The organism is Paenibacillus sp. J23TS9, assembly GCF_018403225.1.
In the GTDB taxonomy this organism is placed as follows: domain Bacteria; phylum Bacillota; class Bacilli; order Paenibacillales; family Paenibacillaceae; genus Paenibacillus_AQ.
The window spans coordinates 194,565-210,985 of the sequence record NZ_BOSG01000004.1 but is presented as its reverse complement, the minus strand read 5'-3'; the positions used below and the strand labels follow the sequence as shown (position 1 = coordinate 210,985).

General features: G+C 51.9%; 16 protein-coding genes and 1 riboswitch. Of the genes, 13 read left to right on the top strand and 3 right to left on the bottom strand.

The annotated features are described in order from the left end of the window. Positions 1–22: 22 nt before the first annotated feature. From KJS65_RS22570 to KJS65_RS22515, 12 genes are all read left to right on the top strand, one after another. A complete protein-coding gene (locus KJS65_RS22570; protein ID WP_213652101.1) occupies positions 23–745 on the top strand; it encodes an adenosylcobinamide amidohydrolase in 723 nt (240 codons plus the stop codon). Further along, positions 727–1,707: an adenosylcobinamide-phosphate synthase CbiB gene (gene cbiB / locus KJS65_RS22565; protein ID WP_213652100.1), complete on the top strand. Its 981-nt coding sequence runs from the start codon at positions 727–729 to the stop codon at positions 1,705–1,707. Before KJS65_RS22570 ends, cbiB begins: the two co-directional genes overlap by 19 nt. Further along, positions 1,698–2,324 carry a histidine phosphatase family protein gene (locus KJS65_RS22560; protein ID WP_213652099.1) on the top strand — a complete coding sequence of 209 codons (627 nt, stop codon included), beginning with the start codon at positions 1,698–1,700 and terminating at the stop codon, positions 2,322–2,324. Before cbiB ends, KJS65_RS22560 begins: the two co-directional genes overlap by 10 nt. Before the next feature lie 137 nt (positions 2,325–2,461). Continuing rightward, positions 2,462–2,675, top strand: a riboswitch (cobalamin riboswitch). Positions 2,676–2,977: 302 nt separating this feature from the next. After that, positions 2,978–3,985: an ABC transporter substrate-binding protein gene (locus KJS65_RS22555; RefSeq protein ID WP_213652098.1), complete on the top strand. Its 1,008-nt coding sequence runs from the start codon at positions 2,978–2,980 to the stop codon at positions 3,983–3,985. Next, positions 3,985–5,031: a FecCD family ABC transporter permease gene (locus tag KJS65_RS22550; RefSeq protein WP_213652097.1), complete on the top strand. Its 1,047-nt coding sequence runs from the start codon at positions 3,985–3,987 to the stop codon at positions 5,029–5,031. Before KJS65_RS22555 ends, KJS65_RS22550 begins: the two co-directional genes overlap by 1 nt. Next, entirely contained in the window at positions 5,028–5,810 is a 783-nt protein-coding gene (locus tag KJS65_RS22545) for an ABC transporter ATP-binding protein (RefSeq protein ID WP_213652096.1), read from the top strand. Before KJS65_RS22550 ends, KJS65_RS22545 begins: the two co-directional genes overlap by 4 nt. Positions 5,811–5,858: 48 nt before the next feature. After that, positions 5,859–6,929 carry a nicotinate-nucleotide--dimethylbenzimidazole phosphoribosyltransferase gene (gene cobT, locus KJS65_RS22540; RefSeq protein WP_213652095.1) on the top strand — a complete coding sequence of 357 codons (1,071 nt, stop codon included), beginning with the start codon at positions 5,859–5,861 and terminating at the stop codon, positions 6,927–6,929. Then, a complete protein-coding gene (cobU, locus tag KJS65_RS22535; RefSeq protein WP_213652094.1) occupies positions 6,926–7,483 on the top strand; it encodes a bifunctional adenosylcobinamide kinase/adenosylcobinamide-phosphate guanylyltransferase in 558 nt (185 codons plus the stop codon). The genes cobT and cobU overlap by 4 nt, the downstream gene beginning before the upstream one ends. After that, positions 7,480–8,289 carry an adenosylcobinamide-GDP ribazoletransferase gene (gene cobS, locus KJS65_RS22530; protein ID WP_213652093.1) on the top strand — a complete coding sequence of 270 codons (810 nt, stop codon included), beginning with the start codon at positions 7,480–7,482 and terminating at the stop codon, positions 8,287–8,289. The genes cobU and cobS overlap by 4 nt, the downstream gene beginning before the upstream one ends. A gap of 20 nt (positions 8,290–8,309) precedes the next feature. After that, positions 8,310–9,902, top strand: a complete 1,593-nt coding sequence (locus KJS65_RS22525; protein WP_244864728.1) for a cobyric acid synthase — start codon at positions 8,310–8,312, stop codon at positions 9,900–9,902. A gap of 395 nt (positions 9,903–10,297) precedes the next feature. Continuing rightward, positions 10,298–11,692, top strand: coding sequence for an L-cystine transporter (locus KJS65_RS22520; protein ID WP_213652092.1), 1,395 nt, complete (start codon positions 10,298–10,300; stop codon positions 11,690–11,692). Between the two features lie 244 nt (positions 11,693–11,936). Further along, positions 11,937–12,638 carry a queuosine precursor transporter gene (locus KJS65_RS22515; RefSeq protein ID WP_213652091.1) on the top strand — a complete coding sequence of 234 codons (702 nt, stop codon included), beginning with the start codon at positions 11,937–11,939 and terminating at the stop codon, positions 12,636–12,638. Positions 12,639–12,745: 107 nt separating this feature from the next. Here the strand turns inward: KJS65_RS22515 and KJS65_RS22510 are convergent, their stop codons facing one another. From KJS65_RS22510 to KJS65_RS22500, 3 genes are all read right to left on the bottom strand, one after another. Continuing rightward, the gene (locus KJS65_RS22510) at positions 12,746–13,837 is read right to left on the bottom strand and encodes a M24 family metallopeptidase (RefSeq protein WP_213652090.1); all 1,092 of its coding nucleotides are present in this window, start codon (positions 13,835–13,837) and stop codon (positions 12,746–12,748) included. A 94-nt stretch (positions 13,838–13,931) separates the two neighbouring features. After that, entirely contained in the window at positions 13,932–14,666 is a 735-nt protein-coding gene (locus KJS65_RS22505; RefSeq protein WP_213652089.1) for an MBL fold metallo-hydrolase, read from the bottom strand. 217 nt (positions 14,667–14,883) lie between these two features. Further along, positions 14,884–15,327 carry a DUF2231 domain-containing protein gene (locus tag KJS65_RS22500; RefSeq protein ID WP_213652088.1) on the bottom strand — a complete coding sequence of 148 codons (444 nt, stop codon included), beginning with the start codon at positions 15,325–15,327 and terminating at the stop codon, positions 14,884–14,886. Positions 15,328–15,543: 216 nt separating this feature from the next. Between KJS65_RS22500 and KJS65_RS22495 the strand changes: the two genes are divergently transcribed. Further along, entirely contained in the window at positions 15,544–16,389 is an 846-nt protein-coding gene (locus KJS65_RS22495; RefSeq protein WP_213652087.1) for an SDR family oxidoreductase, read from the top strand. Positions 16,390–16,421: the final 32 nt, after the last annotated feature.

Below are 16,421 nucleotides of genomic sequence, written 5' to 3'. Positions count from 1 at the left end.
TAGATATAAGGGGGAAAATGAAGTGACAACACCATTTTTAGACGGACAGAGAACGGAATACGCATCTGAAGTATGGCCCGGTCTTGTACTGAAGCAGGGGGAGCGTCATCTGCTGCTGCAATCGCCGTCGATGCTGGAAGCGATGGGAAGCGCGGTTCACGGCGGGGGCGTGACACGGCTACGGAGAATGACCAACATTTATGTGGACCGCTTCTATGACTGCTCCGATCCGGTGCGTGATGTGATCGAGTGGCTGCGGGAATGGAGATATCCCATTGATACGACAGCGGGGCTATTAACCGCAGTACAGCTGCGGCATGCATCCGTGATGGAAGAGAAGAATGATGAGGCCGCTGTTTTTTGCTGCGTAACCTCCGGAACCTCCAACGCGGCAAGAGCGGGCTCGGAGCGGACAACATTTCCGGCGTACAGCCCGGGAACGGTCAACATTATGCTGCTCATTGATGCCAAGCTGACTCAGGCTGCAATGGTCAATGCGGTGATGACAGCCGTGGAGGCCAAGGCGGCAGCCCTTGCCGATCTGAATGTGCGTGATGCGGAGAACGGTCAGGTGGCGACAGGCACCACCTCGGATGCGATCATCCTGGGGGTAAGCCAGAGCGCAGCCTGTCCGGTTGAGCATCAATATGCGGGAACGGCAACGCATCTCGGCGCGATGATTGGACGAGCCGTATATGATGCGGTGAAGGAGGGACTCATCACGGCATGGGCGGAGCAGAGCTAACGGCGATTGTGATGTTGGCAGCGGCCTTTATTCTGGATCTGCTGATCGGCGATCCAAGGTGGATTCCGCATCCGGTCATTGGCATGGGAAAAGCGATCAAAAAACTGGAGGCATGGATTCGCCGCAGCTTTCAGCTCGAAAATCTGAAAAGGGCAGGTGTCCTGCTTCCGGTGCTGGTGGCTGGAGGCTCGCTCGTCATCACATGGGCGCTGCTAAAGCTGCTCAGCCTGATTCATCCCTGGCTTGCCTGGGCTGCAGAAGTGGTGCTGATCGCCACGACGATCGCCGTCAAAGGGCTGAAGGACGCTGGGCTGGAGGTATACCGTCATTTGAAACAAGGTGATCTGCCGGCTGCCCGAAACAGTCTTGGTATGATTGTCGGGCGGGAAACCTCCCATCTGGATGAGCCTGAGATAGTACGCGGGACGGTGGAAACGGTAGCTGAGAATATCGTGGATGCGGTGATTTCTCCGCTTTTGTATGCGCTGATCGGCGGGACTCCCCTGGCCATGGCATACCGTGCAGTGAACACATTGGACTCGATGGTAGGCTACAAGAATGAAAAATATATTCATCTCGGCTGGGCATCGGCAAGGCTCGACGATATTGCCAACTGGATTCCGGCAAGGCTGACGGCGCTTCTGCTAACGTTATCTGCGCTGATTCTCAGAATGGATTACAAACGCGCCTTCCGCATGGTACGCCGCGATGCAAGAAGGCATCCGAGCCCGAACAGCGGCTTTCCCGAATCGGCTGTTGCGGGTGCGCTGGGTATCCGGCTCGGGGGAACGAATGTGTACCATGGCGTTTCTTCGTTCCGGGCGTATATGGGCGATGCGACCAGACCCATGGAAGCCAGGGATATCCGGCTCACGAACCGGCTTCTGTTAACGGTTTCGGTATTGTTCGTCGTCCTTGAACTGCTGGTGGTTTGGGGAGCAGGGGGTACTTTATGGACATAAAGCGGATGGAGCTCGTACTCATGAGACATGGCTCCACCCTATGGAATGAACAGAAAAGATATTTGGGACACACGGATCTCAGCCTCAGCCTTCAAGGCCGTGAGGAGCTGATTTCTGCCAGCGGCAAATTAAAAGGAATTTCCTTCTGCAGCGTCTATTGCAGTGATCTTGCACGCTGCCGCGAAAGCTTACATGCAGTACGCCCGGATCTTTCTGCAGGCGCCATATACGATAGTGCCTTGCGTGAAATGGATTTTGGAGATTGGGAAGGACATACCTATGATCAGCTCAAGGATGTGGCCTTGTACCGGCAATGGCTGGATGATCCGCAGCATATTACGCCTCCGGAGGGTGAGGCTTGGGTATCGTTTGAACGAAGAATTGCAGCGTTTCTGGAATTTATGCTGAACTCAGCAGAACGGGAAAAGAAGCACAAATCCGCTTCACCAGCCTCCGTGCTTCTGGTGGCTCATGGCGGCGTAATCCGGCAAATCGTATCCCTCCTCATGCCCGGCAAGGGCTTTTGGGATATCCGAGTAGAGCCGGGCAATCTCCTCATTTTAACGATGAAACATAGAGGAGAGAGCTGGGCGGGCGTGGATCTTCGGATGATCTGACGTGGGCATGAAGGTTCCTCGTGAGGGGCAGCCACACATTAGTTCAAACATGCTGTTGTTATGAAATATGTCGTTGTAAGGATGTAGCATTTCACCTATAATCAGAAACTAGAGATGCATTGCCTGGACAATAAATGAATAATGATAACTGATGAGGTCCTGGAAAACGGCTGCTGCCGCTTATTTCTTTCCGGGTGAAAAGGGAAGCCGGTGCAAATCCGGCACGGTCCCGCCACTGTAAAACAGGTATATCCCCATACGCCACTGTTCCGCCTGTAGGAGGAATGGGAAGGCCGGGATGATATTGCCAAGCCTGTAAGTCAGGAGACCTGCCTCATGAGAATAATGACGGTCCTTCGAGGAAAGGATTACGATCTAGCACTTTTGTACACTGCCGAATTCACGTGCAGATTGGTGGCGCCGGCCTGACCGCGGCTGCTGCCTCAAAAGTCCGAGCAGACGTAATCCCTGGTTCTTGATACAAGAATCAGGGTTTTTTGTTGGGAAAGCCTATGCGCTCCTTCGGTATTTTTAACGCCGAAGGCTTGTTTTTCCTGTGATGTATTCCGTCAAGCAGTATTCATGGTAATCCATACCGCCAGGCCTCTTTTGTGTCAACAAATACCGAACCAAAAAGAGGAGAGAACCAGTACATGAACTTGAAATCGTCAGTAAAAAGATGGTCAACCGGCATTGCAGCGCTGCTGCTCGCATTATCGCTTGCGGCTTGCGGCAATGAATCCAAGGATAGCCAAGCGGCACAGCAGCCGGAAACTGCCAAACAGGAAACGACCCAGCCGGCCCAGACAGATAGTCTGAAAACCACATACCCATTAACCTTGCAGGATGCAACAGGACAATCCTTTACATTCAAGGAAGCTCCGAAGCATATCGTTTCGGTATCCCCGGCTGAAACCGAGGCACTATTCGCGATTGGACTGAATGATGAAATCGTGGGCGTGTCCGATTACGATGATTATCCAGAAACGGCAAAGTCCAAGCCTAAGATGGGCGGCATTATGAAGCCGAATGAGGAGGCAATCATTGCAGCCGAACCGGATGTGGTATTTACAGGTATCTCGATGAGTGAGGATGCGGTGAAGAAGCTTCGTGATCTCAGCATCCCGATTTTCAAAACCGATCCGAAGACCGTGGACGATGTCATTAAGAATATGGAGACATACGGACAAATTACAGATCATCAGGCTGAGGCTAAAAAAGTCATCGATCAGATGAAAGAGGAAGAGAGCAAGGTTGTAGAGGCTGTCAAATCTTTGACTGATGATCAGAAGAAAAAAGTATACATCGAGTTCTCTCCGGGCTGGACCGTAGGTAAAGGCGAGTTTATGGACGAACTGATTAATCTTGCCGGCGGAATCAATGTGGCCGCAGATACACAGGGCTGGAATGAAATCAGCGAAGAGAAGATTATTAAGGATAATCCTGATGTGATTTTGTTTGCTAAAAGCGTCATTGATGACAAAACCAAAAAGGGTCTGGGAGACATCATTAAGGGCCGCAGCGGCTGGGACCAGATTACAGCTGTGAAGAACGGGGCCGTTATCGGACTGGATGACAACTTGCTGAGCCGCCCGGGTCCGCGCGTAACGCAAGGCCTTCAGGAAGTAGCGAAAGCCATTTATCCGGAGCTGTTTAAATAATGAGCAAAAAACTGGCAGGTTACGGAGGGATTGGCATCGTACTGCTGCTGCTGACCCTGCTGATCTGTCTGGGGATCGGCTCGGTCGCACTGCCGATCAAGGATATTGCTCTCATTGTGCTTCACCGATTGCCTTGGATCGGAGATGCGATTCATCCGACATGGAATCCGTCCTTTGAGCAAATCATCATCAAGGTGCGGCTGCCCCGCGTGCTGCTAGGCATGCTGGTCGGTGCAGCCCTTGCGGTAGCGGGATCCGGTTTTCAAGGGGTCCTGCGGAATCCGCTCGCCGATCCGTTTACGCTTGGAGTATCCTCCGGCTCGGCGGTTGGCGCGTCGATTCTCATCTTTTTTGGTATGCAGTACTCGTTGATCGGGGCATGGACGCTGCCTGCGGTGGCCTTTGTCACCGGTTCAGTGACATTATGGAGCGTTATGGCTCTAGCCCGTGAGGGAGGCAAAATTCCAACGAACAGCCTGATTCTTTCAGGTGTTGTGATGCAGTCCTTCCTTGGGGCGATCGTTTCTTTTCTGACGGCGATGTCCAAGCAGACGGTCAATGAAATCTTATATTGGACAATGGGCAGCTTAAGCCTGCGTGGATGGTCGTATACGGCCATCCTTTTGCCGTATTTTCTGGTAGGATTCCTGCTCATCTGGAGCCGGGCACGTTCTCTGAATCTGCTGTCTCTCGGTGAGCATCAGGCGGCACATCTGGGTGTGAATGTAGAGGGACTTAAGATTGTTGTACTTCTGGTCAGCACGCTGCTGACGGCTGCCGCCGTGTCTATGGCCGGGGTGATCGGCTTTGTAGGATTGGTTATCCCGCATGCGATCCGGCTGATAACGGGTCCCGACTACCGGTATATTGTTCCGCTTTCGGCTATCGGCGGTGGTATATTTATGGTGTGGGCAGACACGCTTGCGCGTTCCGTACTTGCACCAACAGAGATTCCACTAGGCGTAGTGACTGCATTCGTAGGCGCACCGTTCTTTGGCTATCTGCTGTACCGCAGCAAGAAGCAGCGAAGGGGGAGAAGCACTTGATCGAGGTAAAGGGCGCAGGCAAACAGTTTGGGGGCATCTCCGCGCTGAATCGCCTGGATTGGACCATTGGTGAAGGCGAGTGGTGGGGCATCATAGGTCCGAACGGGAGCGGTAAATCAACGCTAATGCATCTGCTTTCGGGAGTTGAGCGGGTAAGTTCGGGGATGATTAACATCCGCGGCAGGAATGTCGCAGACTTTAGCCGCAAGCAGCTCTCGCGGATGATGGCCGTGCTTCAGCAGGAAGGAATCGCACCCGTTCATTATCCCGTGAGAGAAGTGCTTGAGATGGGGCGTTATCCGTATCTGGACTGGCTTGGACGCGACTCCAAGGAAGATGTGGATTCACTCCTCGAAGGCATTATGGATAAGCTGGAGCTGCATGAGCTTGCGGAACGCCCGCTTGATGAGTTGAGCGGCGGACAACGGCAGCGTGTGGCTTTGGGACAGGTAATGGCCCAGGAACCGCAAATTCTGCTGCTTGATGAACCGACAACCTTTCTCGATATCCGATATCAACAGCAGTTCATGGAGCTGGTGGCCAACTGGCGGAGAGAAACGGGAATAACCGTTATTGCCGTACTGCATGATCTCAATTTGGCTGCGTTATATTGCGACAAGCTGCTTGTTCTGCGTGACGGAAGAGAGGTTGGCATGGGTACACCTGAGGAAATGCTGACGGCGGATCGCATCCGATCCGTCTATGAGGTGGAGCCTGTCGTCGTTGCCCATCCCGCAAGCGGTGTGCCGCAGGTGCTTTTATCCAGACAGACTCCGTAGATATTCCGTAGATATATAATGAAATGATTGAACTTGGGAGGAAAACATATGAACTCATTTTTAGAACAATATGTTAAAGGGATCACGGGTCTCGACATTGAGGCTTCCCGCGCGGAAGCAGCACATATCAGTAATTTGACGGTTCCTCCCGGTGCCCTTGGGAAGCTGGAATCACTCGCTGTGCAGATGGCAGGAATAACGGGAGAAATCAAGCCTTCCTTTGAGAAAAGGGAAGTTATCGTCATGGCTGCAGACCACGGTGTATGTGAAGAAGGGATCAGTGCATTTCCACAGGAAGTCACAACGCAAATGATCTTTAACTTCCTGTCCGGCGGTGCGGCGGTCAATGTGCTGGCAAGACAAGCCGGAGCTGAAGTGGTGTGTGTGGATATCGGCGTAAATAATGATATTTCGCATCCGAATCTGGTCTCCCGCAAGGTTCGTTTCGGAACAGCCAATATGGCCAAAGGACCAGCAATGACGCGTGAGGAAGCAGAAAGCTCCATTGAGACCGGCATCCGGGTTGTGGAGGAAGCGGTACAGCGCGGCGTTCGTATTTTTGTAACCGGGGAAATGGGCATTGGCAATACGACGGCCAGCGCGGCGGTGATGTGCGCCCTGACTAATACGAAGCCCAGCGAAGCAGCCGGACGCGGTACAGGACTCGATGATGAGCGCCTGAAGCATAAAATTACCGTGATTGAAAAATCGCTAAATCTCAATGCGCCGGATGCGGCAGATCCTATCGACGTACTGTCCAAGGTTGGAGGACTCGAAATCGGCGGCCTGACAGGAGTTATCCTGGGTGCCGCAGCAAACCGATGCCCCGTCGTTATTGACGGGTTTATTTCTAGTGCAGCAGCACTTCTGGCACGGGCTATGTCTCCGGAAGCTGCCGCGTTTATGGTGGCATCCCATGCTTCTCATGAGCAGGGACATCGTTTGCTGCTGCAGGCGCTGGATCTGCGCCCGGGACTGGATCTGGATATGCGCATTGGTGAGGGAACCGGCGGGGTGCTCGGACTGACGCTGATTGATGCGGCTTGCCGAATCGTCAGCGAAATGGCTACCTTCGAGAGCGCAGGGATTTCCGGAAGCGAAGCACCGGAGCAGCTATGAGTATTCTGGTGACAGGCGGAGCAAGGAGCGGAAAAAGCTCCTTTGCGGAGCGGTGGATCATGGCGCATACGGATCAGGCGGTATATGTGGCGACAGCCCAGGCCTTTGATCAGGAGATGAAGGAACGGATCGCCCTGCATCAGGAGCAGCGGAATCAGACCGACTTTACCTGGCGAACGGTAGAAGAACCGCTGCATCTCTCTGAATTGCTTCAGTCCTGGCATTCGGGGTCGGAAGCACCAGCAGTGCTGGTGGACTGTCTGACCTTGTGGCTGTCCAATGTAATTTTAGCGGTTGAAGGGCAGCAAGACATGGAGCTTCGTATTCGTGAAGAAGTCGATACCCTGGTGGAGCAGATCAAGGCTTACCCGGGACCCCTTGTACTCGTGACTAACGAGGTCGGAGACGGTATTGTGCCGGAGTATGCTCTCGGCAGGTTGTTCAGGGATTACGCAGGTATATTGAATCAATTGGTGGCACGCGTATGCGACCAGGTGTTTCTCGTGACCGTCGGCATATCGGTGGAGCTGAAGAGCAGGGAGTACCGGCTATGAACAAGGGAACGCAGGCGCTGGCAGCCGCTTTTCAATTTCTATCCCGATTTCCCGTGAAAGCGCAGCTGGATTATACGCCGGAGCTTTTCCGGCAAAGCACGCGTTTCTACCCGTTGGTTGGTGCTGCGATTGGCGCGGTTGTTTGGTGCTTCGCAGCGGCAGCATCTTACCTGCTGCCGCCGTTGCCTGCGGCGGTACTGATTCTTGCGCTGTGGGTCGCCCTGACAGGCGGGTTGCATCTGGACGGCTGGATGGATACCGCGGATGGACTGCTGAGCTATAGATCGCGTGAGCAGATGCTGGAGATTATGAAGGACAGTCGTGTCGGTGCAATGGGGGTGCTCGCCTGCGTGCTGCTCCTGCTGCTCAAGACATCGCTGATTTATTCTCTGCTGACCGGCGGCTGGCCTCCCTTGATGATTCTACTGCCACCCGTATGGAGCCGTTGGTTCATGGTTCATGCGATGGCATCCTGGCCGATGGCACGGGGCAAAGAAGGGCTGGCCGGAAAGAACTTTAACGGTATGGAGAAGCGACACAGCTTACTGGCCGTACCGGGTGCAGCGCTTTTGACCGGCATTATAGCCGCCTTATTTCCATTGTGTGGAATCGGGGATTTTACATTCCTTCAGGCCGGCTTGTCCTGGCTGATGCTTCCAGTAGCAGCATGGGCTGCGGGAACATGGGCTGCACGGCGGATGACCAGAAAGCTCGGCGGCCTGACCGGAGACACCTACGGCGCACTGAATGAGGGAATCGAAACTGTACTTCTGCTCGTTCTTGTAATCATTCAATATCGCTTGTAAGTAGAGGAGGAACAGCCATCATGAAAAAGACAGAACATAGGGGCGCCGGAAGCGCGGCTGTGCTGATGCTTCAGGGAACGGCCTCGGATGTAGGCAAAAGCGTCATTACAGCCGCGCTTTGCCGTATCTTCATGCAGGACGGCTTCCGGACGGCTCCCTTCAAATCACAAAATATGGCGCTGAATTCCTATGTCACGGCTGACGGTAAAGAGATAGGACGTGCTCAGGGCATGCAGGCGGAAGCTTGCGGAATTGAAGCAACCACCGATATGAACCCCATCCTGATCAAGCCAACGCATGATATGCATTCCCAGATCGTGGTTCACGGGCGTCCTCTGGCGAATATGAGTGCAGCGGATTACCGCAGCAAGTATCTTCCAACAGCCAAGGATACGGTGATGGCAGCGCTCGAACGGCTTCGCTCCGAATACGATATTGTCGTGATGGAAGGCGCGGGAAGTCCCGCGGAAATCAACCTGAAGGACAGGGATATCGTCAACATGAATCTGGCCGGCTGGGCGGATGCACCCGTTGTGCTGGTGGCGGACATCGACCGCGGCGGCGTATTCGCTTTTCTGGTAGGCACCCTAGAGCTTCTGGAGCCGCATGAGCGTGAGCGAGTGAAGGGATTCATTATCAATAAATTCCGCGGGGATTTGTCACTGCTGCAGCCGGGGCTGGACTGGCTTGAGCAGCGGACAGGCATTCCGGTTCTGGGTGTACTGCCGTACATCCATGATATCCGCCTCGAAGCGGAGGACTCCGTGGTTTTGGACAACCGGACAGGGATTGGACAAACGGCAGAATCCGATGTTATCGATATTGCCGTAATCCGTAGCCCGCGTATCTCGAACTTTACGGATGTGGATCCGCTGCTGGAGGAGCCAGGTGTTTCTGTACGTTTCGTGAGCAGATCGGCAGAGCTTGGGAATCCGGATGTGATCATTTTACCCGGTACAAAAAGTACGATCGGAGATCTTGCGTACATCAGGAATCAAGGGTTCGAGACAGCGATCGCGCATACGATGCAGACCGGCGGAACCCAGCTGATCGGTATTTGCGGCGGATACCAGATGCTTGGCCGAAGGCTCAGTGATCCTCATGGACTCGAGAGCTCTGATACGGAGGAAGTTGAGGGCCTTGGGTACCTCCCGCTCACGACGATTTTTGCCGAGGAGAAGAGAACGGTCCGCGTCAGCGGTACACTGTTGACGGAGTCTCCGTTAAGTCTGGAAGGCTTGGATCGCAGCATTTCTGTGCCTGTAGAAGGCTATGAGATTCATATGGGAAGTACGAAAGTACTTGATGATGCGGGAGCTAGCGTATCTTCGTTGTTTCAGATTCAGGAGGCTGGCGGCGAGCTCAAGGCGGAGGGCTGCGGAGCAGAAGACGGGCGTGTATGGGGAACGTATTTACATGGTGTTTTTCATAATGATGAGTTCCGCAGAGGCTGGCTTAATGCTATTCGGGAGGCCAAAGGAATGCCTCAGGAAGAAAGCACCTTCTCGGTCAAAGAGCTGAAGGAGAAGGAATTTGACCGTGTGGCAGCATCCGTACGGCAGCATCTACGGTTGGAAGAAATTTATAAGCTGCTCGAAATGCGCATTGAATAGGTTATAATTTCATAAAAACGGGTACAAAGTGAATAGAAGCCATCCAGAAGTGATTCAAGGGATGGCTTCTTTTTTTAGATTCGGAATGTATGGGTTTTTCGTTTGTTATTCAATTTTATTCCAAAAATATACTCATAAAATTAATCCTATCCAAATAGTATGAATTATGCTAATATGAAAAAAAACTTATTTCGACATATTTTCACAAGACAATCCGCGTGTAGCGGAAGCTTTTCTGGAAAGACAGTTTCACAACCGACATGTGAAGCTTGACTATTTCCAAGGATTAAACTCACTTCCGGCAACATAATTTTAAATCAGGTCATGCGGACATCCGATCGGCTGCGGCTGGATGATCTGCACAAGCCTTACAATAAAGGGGTGCAAAAAAGAACATGAATACATTATGGGTTATTGTCAATGTGATCGTCATGCTGGCTCTCATCGGTTTGCTGCTCTGGATGCAGAAAAAGCATGTATCGTTCACGAAACGCGTTTTTGCCGGACTTGGACTCGGCGTCGTGTTTGGCGTTATTTTGCAGTTGATCTTCGGCGTTGATTCCGCCGTCATTACCAAGTCAACGGACTGGTTCAACTTGGCGGGCTACGGTTATGTCGGCCTGCTGCAAATGGTGGTTATTCCACTGATTATGGTTTCGATCATTTCCGCGATCATGAACTTGAAGGGCAGACAGAATCTCGGCAAAATGAGTGCATCGATTATCGCCGTACTGCTGATTACTGTAGCCATCGCTGCTGCAGTCAGTATCGCGACCAGCATCAGCTTTAACCTGAAAGCCATTGATATCAAAGCGGGCGACCGTGAAACACAGCAAGGACAAAAGCTGGAGCAGAAGCTCGGTGATGTTCAGGACAAAACGATTCCGCAGCAGATTCTGGAATTTGTGCCGACCAATCCGTTTGCGGATATGACAGGTGCGCGTCGTTCTTCCACGCTGGCTGTCGTTATTTTCTCCGCATTCATTGGCGTTGCCGTACTTGGCATTGACCGCAAGAAACCTGAACAGGCTGCAACCTTCCGTAAATTGGTCGAAGCGGTCTACGCCGTTGTGCTCAGGATCGTTACGCTCGTGTTGAGGCTGACGCCATACGGTATCCTGGCCTTGATCACGAAGACGGTGGCGACCACCAATGTCGATGAGATCCTGAAGCTGATCAAATTCGTGGGTGCATCGTACGTTGCCTTGATTGTTATGTTTATCATTCATTTGATTATCATTGCTCTCTTCGGATTCAATCCGATCCAATATGTGAGAAAAGTATTCCCTACTCTGACCTTTGCGTTCACTTCCCGTTCCAGTGCGGCAACGATCCCGCTGAACGTGGAGACGCAAACGAAGAAGCTTGGCGTATCCGAAGGGATTGCCAACTTGTCAGCTACCTTCGGCGCTACGATCGGACAGAACGGCTGCGCGGGTATTTATCCGGCTATGCTTGCCTGCATGATCGCACCAACGGTTGGTATTGATCCACTGAGCTGGGGCTTTATCGTGAAGCTGATCCTGATCGTGGTTATCAGTTCCTTCGGAGTAGCCGGTGTAGGCGGCGGGGCGACATTCGCTTCCCTGATCGTACTATCTACGATGAACCTTCCGGTAGCACTTGCCGGTCTCCTGATCTCGGTTGAACCGCTGATCGATATGGGCCGTACGGCGCTGAACGTCAACGACTCGATGGTGGCAGGGCTTGTATCCAGTAAGGTTTTGAAAGAAAACGACCATGATGTCTTCAATAACAATGTGGATCTGGATAATGCCGTTCAAGCCTAAGAAGAATTGAATAAGACAGGAAGCTTTCTTCCATAAAAGATAGTAAGCAGAGCCCCGGCAGGACGCCGGGGCTCTTTTCCTGTTCAGCAGCTTATTAATTGGAATATATGTAATTACGAAAAAAATCGTAGCCACAGGAAAGAGATTATGTTACATTAGATCATGTTTTTCAAGCGGCAAAGGCCTGTCTTGGACACCGCGGTTCGTAACCATCCCGCGTAATCAAAACTAGGAGGAAGTCATCATGTTCAATTTACTATGGGGTATCGTTTACGTACTCGTGAATTTTTCACTGTATTTGCTGTGTTACCGTCTGTTCGGCAAAAAGGGGTTGTATGCCTGGATCGGGGTGGCGACCGTTGTTGCTAACATTCAGGTAACCAAAACCATTGATATTTTCGGCATCGCCATGACACTCGGCAATACGATGTATGTCAGCCTGTATATGACAAGCGACCTGCTGAACGAGAAATACGGCAGGAAGGAAGCGCAGAAGGCAGTCTGGTTCGGTTTTTTTACACTGATCATGACCACGGTGCTCATGCAAATGGCTCTTTACTTCTCGCCGCTGGGCGGAAGTGATGATGAGATTCAGAAGGCATTGCAGAATATATTCGGCCTGATGCCGCGGCTTGCGCTGGGAAGTCTGACCGCATATTTTGTCAGTCAGTTCCTGGATGTGAAGCTGTACACCTGGATCCGAAAGTTCTACGGCAAACGTAATCAGTTCTGGATCCGAAACAACGGCAGTACGATGATCAGCTCGCTGGTGGATACGCTCATTTTTTGCCTCATCGCTTTTGCGGGAAGAGAAGGTTTTACTTTGACCATCTGGATGGAAGTTTTCGTGACGACGTATATTATCAAATTCGTGCTCACGGCTGTAGGTACACCGTTCCTATACATTGCACGCGACTTCAAATTTGCCGATGAGGATAAGGAATAGATGCTTTGATTCATTCATCATAAGATTGAAATAAAAAACCGGAGGCAGCATCCCCGTACGGGATGAAGCTTCCGGTTTTTTGATGGTTTAGGCAGTCAATACGACCATCAGCCTTCGAGGGGTATCAGATCTTTCGGGTAGGAGGTCAACACCTCGACACCGTTTTCCGTTACGAAAATATCGTCCTCGATCCGTACGCCGCCAAGTCCCGCCACATAGACCCCCGGCTCGACGGTAAATACCATGCCCGGCTGAACCAGGTCGGTATTGTTGCCGTGAACGGAAGGATATTCATGCACGTCCATGCCGAGTCCATGACCCAGGCGGTGAAGGAAATAAGGGCCATAGCCGGCTTTTTCGATGGCAGCTCGGGCTGCTTGGTCGACCGAGGCAAGCGTTACGCCAGGCTTGATGGCCTGAATACCCTGCAGATTGGCTTCCAGTACGGCGTTGTAAATGTTCTTCTGTTCAGGTGAAATCTCACCCACCGCAAAGGTGCGGGTGATATCGGAGGCATAGCCATCCGCATATACCCCCATGTCGAACATCAGCAGATCACCATGCTGGATCTTGCGGTCACCCGGCGTGCCGTGCGGCAGCGCGGTTTTAGGTCCGGACAATACCATCGTATCGAAGGAGGGACCCTGCGCACCGAGTTTCTTCATTAAATATTCCAGCTCGGCCACGATTTCAATTTCGGTTACGCCTACCTTTACGCTTTTCAGCCCTTGACGCAGCACTTCCTCGATGAGCTCCATCGCATGCTTCATGCGTTTGATCTCTTCCGGAGATTTATTGACACGCATGCTGCGGAGCAGCGGTCCGATATCGGCGTACTGCTTAGCCGGTACAGATTCCACGAGCTCCTCATAACGCGCCACGGTCAGCTGCTCTTTTTCAATGCCGAGGGTCCCGATGCTTCCCTTAAACTGCTGCTGCAGCAGCAGGTACGGATTATCCGTATCGCTGTGGGTTACGATCTTTTGTACGCTGGATGCGGCCGCGGCAGCCTCGGCGTCCAGTGCGGGCACGATCAGAAGCGGCTCTTCGCCGCGGATCAGCAGCAGGCCGAGAAAACGTTCATGCGGATTGCTCGCAAATCCGGTTAAATAATACACATGCTTGGGATCGGTAACGAGCAGGCTGTCCAGTCCCTTTTCATTTATGGATTGTTCCAATTGTTCCATACGGATACTCATATTCAGGTCTTCCTTTCTCAGCAAGGGTCTCTCGTTCATACATGTATTATAGCACTCCAGCTCTGTGAGCCTGAATGTCATTTAAAAGTTTATCTTAAGCCTGTTCAAGAATGTGAATGAGCTCGGCAATGCGCGCGGAGGTTTCATGAACATATAAACCGCCGTGGTAGCAGAACACTTTTTCCAGCGGCAGATCCGTTAGTTTATGCAGGCTCCGTACGGCTTCTTGCATATCTGGTGTAAAAGCTTCCGCCGGACCGACCAGCTCGCCGTCAACGACACGAAGTTCGTCCGCAGCCAGCAGCAGCTTTTCCTGGGGCAGGTACAGGCAGATGTGACCGGGTGTATGCCCTGGCGTATGGATGACGCGCATTCCCCCATGAATTTCAAGCATTTCGCCGTCCTTGATTACGCGGTTGATGCGAATGGAAGGCAGCTGGTTAAAAAAAGAGTGAAGCGCTGTCCGGGCAGCTTCAGGCATTTGAGAGAGCCTTTCATCTGTCATTTTAATCATACGCTTCTCTCCGGTGATGTAGGGAATATCGTCGGCATGCGCCCAGACCTCGATGTCCGGGTATGCCGCCGTTAATGCGGCCAGATTGCCGATATGGTCAATATCCTGATGCGTCACAATAATCCGTTTGATATCCGAAAGCTGAAGTCCGATATCCTGCACGGCTTTCGTGATTTGGTCCATTTGTCCGATATTGCCGGTGTCCACCAGCGTTGCCCCGTTCTCATCCCACAGCAGTACAGGCTGATATGCAGGCTCGGCAGAGCCAGGCTGCGCAAACAATTCTATAGAAGCGATTCGTTGTCCAAGTTTCATATATTTCCGGATGATAATCCGGTGCACCTCCTTTGGGATTAAGTTCCTTCTTATTATAATGCTGCGGACTGGAAAAATAAAAAAACACCGGTGTGCATTTAATGCAGACAGGTGTTTAGTGTACAAATGAGGTGGGGCAACGTTTGAGCTCGTCGGAAATAGGGTTCTAATGCCGCGTGAATCATGCCCTGCGGGATTTAGCGTTCTTAAACATGTCCTATTGTCCAATGCTGCTGTGATAGACGATCTCTCCACCATAATGACCGGTATAATAAATGAGTATAAGCCCGGCTAAGGAAATGATCAGCAGTAGTGGTGCAATCCAGCGAATCCCTGCTGCAAAATGTTTCTTTATCCAAGGCAGCCGAACCAGCACTTTTATAGCAAGCAGGACTCCAAAGACCACGAGGGTAAAGAAAGCGATATTTTCGTGTTTGTGAATCATGGCTCCAGTTGCACCGAATACGGTCTTGGCATAATCTTCTCCGCCATCACCCGTCATATAGGCTGCGATACCGCTGATGAATCCCAGCCCCAACAGGGCGTTTGCAGGCCAGTCAAACAGCCGTGGTCGCCATAGGGCAAGGATCTGTACAATAGCTGCCAGAAATAATAACGCGATTGGAAAATGGACGATCAGGGGATGCAGCGGCGTACTCATTCGGTTTCCTCCTCATATCAAATAGGCTTAGTCAAAGCTATCATAATGGGAGGAGATTAAAATTCGCTGAGAAAACATGAAGCTGGACATGGAAATAAAACGATTGATTTCCGGACTCTGTAATGTTTAATTACAATTAAGAATAACTATGGACCGTATCATGATCATAGGGATGCCGGCATAACATATGCAAAATTCTGGACAGGAGGAAAACCGATGGATAAGGTTGTGTTAGTGACCGGAGCGAATTCGGGCATGGGGCTGGCTTCTACGGTAGCGCTTGCCAAGCAGGGAGCAGAAGTCGTGATGGTGTGCCGCAGTGAACAACGGGGACAGGCCGCTCTGGCAGAGGCCATCCGGCAAAGCGGCTCGGAACGGATTCATCTAATGCTTTGCGATTTAGGCAGGTTGTCCAGCATTCGGGCGTTTGCAGCGGCTTTTACAGACCGGTATGAAAAACTGGATGTGCTGCTCAACAATGCTGGTGTGGTTATGATCAAACGCCAGGAGACGGCTGACGGTTTCGAAATGGATCTGGGTGTGAATCATCTGGGCCATTTTCTGCTGACGAATCTGCTGCTTGATACTTTGCGGGCTTCCAGTCAAGGAAGAGTGGTGACGGTGGCTTCCGGTGCCTATAAGGCTGGAAAAATCCACTTCGACGATCTATTCCTGAAGCGTGGATTCAATCCGGCCAAAGCGTATGCACAGTCCAAACTGGCGAATATTCTGTTCACGAAGGAGTTGGCTTCGCGCCTAACAGGCACGAATGTAACCGCGAACTGCGTTCATCCGGGGGCTGTAGGCACACAAATCGGGGTGAACCGCGACACCGGTTTTGGCAAAACGGTACTGGCGATGCTGAAGCCGTTCTTTTTGTCCCCTGAGCAGGGAGCAGACACGGCGGTGTATCTGGCTTCGGCATCGGAGCTTGCGAAGGTCAGCGGGCAGTATTTTTACAAGAGGAAGCCGCAGAAACTTTCGTCCAAAGCAGAAAGCAAAGAGGATGCCAAGCGGCTGTGGGAATGGAGCTGCGAGCAGGTGGGACTTAATGAAGCGTGATTCCAGATAGCGCATCCGGCATTCTTCCTATA

Excerpts from the sequence above, each read along its gene's own strand:
- cobT (WP_213652095.1), top strand. The coding sequence starts at position 5,859 with ATGAACTCATTTTTAGAACAATATGTTAAAGGGATCACGGGTCTCGAC.
- cbiB (WP_213652100.1), top strand. The coding sequence starts at position 727 with ATGGGCGGAGCAGAGCTAACGGCGATTGTGATGTTGGCAGCGGCCTTT.
- KJS65_RS22495 (WP_213652087.1), top strand. The coding sequence starts at position 15,544 with ATGGATAAGGTTGTGTTAGTGACCGGAGCGAATTCGGGCATGGGGCTG.
- cobS (WP_213652093.1), top strand. The coding sequence starts at position 7,480 with ATGAACAAGGGAACGCAGGCGCTGGCAGCCGCTTTTCAATTTCTATCC.
- cobU (WP_213652094.1), top strand. The coding sequence starts at position 6,926 with ATGAGTATTCTGGTGACAGGCGGAGCAAGGAGCGGAAAAAGCTCCTTT.
- KJS65_RS22520 (WP_213652092.1), top strand. The coding sequence starts at position 10,298 with ATGAATACATTATGGGTTATTGTCAATGTGATCGTCATGCTGGCTCTC.
- KJS65_RS22510 (WP_213652090.1), bottom strand. The coding sequence starts at position 13,837 with ATGAGTATCCGTATGGAACAATTGGAACAATCCATAAATGAAAAGGGA.
- KJS65_RS22555 (WP_213652098.1), top strand. The coding sequence starts at position 2,978 with ATGAACTTGAAATCGTCAGTAAAAAGATGGTCAACCGGCATTGCAGCG.
- KJS65_RS22505 (WP_213652089.1), bottom strand. The coding sequence starts at position 14,666 with ATGAAACTTGGACAACGAATCGCTTCTATAGAATTGTTTGCGCAGCCT.
- KJS65_RS22500 (WP_213652088.1), bottom strand. The coding sequence starts at position 15,327 with ATGAGTACGCCGCTGCATCCCCTGATCGTCCATTTTCCAATCGCGTTA.
- KJS65_RS22560 (WP_213652099.1), top strand. The coding sequence starts at position 1,698 with ATGGACATAAAGCGGATGGAGCTCGTACTCATGAGACATGGCTCCACC.
- KJS65_RS22515 (WP_213652091.1), top strand. The coding sequence starts at position 11,937 with ATGTTCAATTTACTATGGGGTATCGTTTACGTACTCGTGAATTTTTCA.
- KJS65_RS22525 (WP_244864728.1), top strand. The coding sequence starts at position 8,310 with ATGAAAAAGACAGAACATAGGGGCGCCGGAAGCGCGGCTGTGCTGATG.
- KJS65_RS22550 (WP_213652097.1), top strand. The coding sequence starts at position 3,985 with ATGAGCAAAAAACTGGCAGGTTACGGAGGGATTGGCATCGTACTGCTG.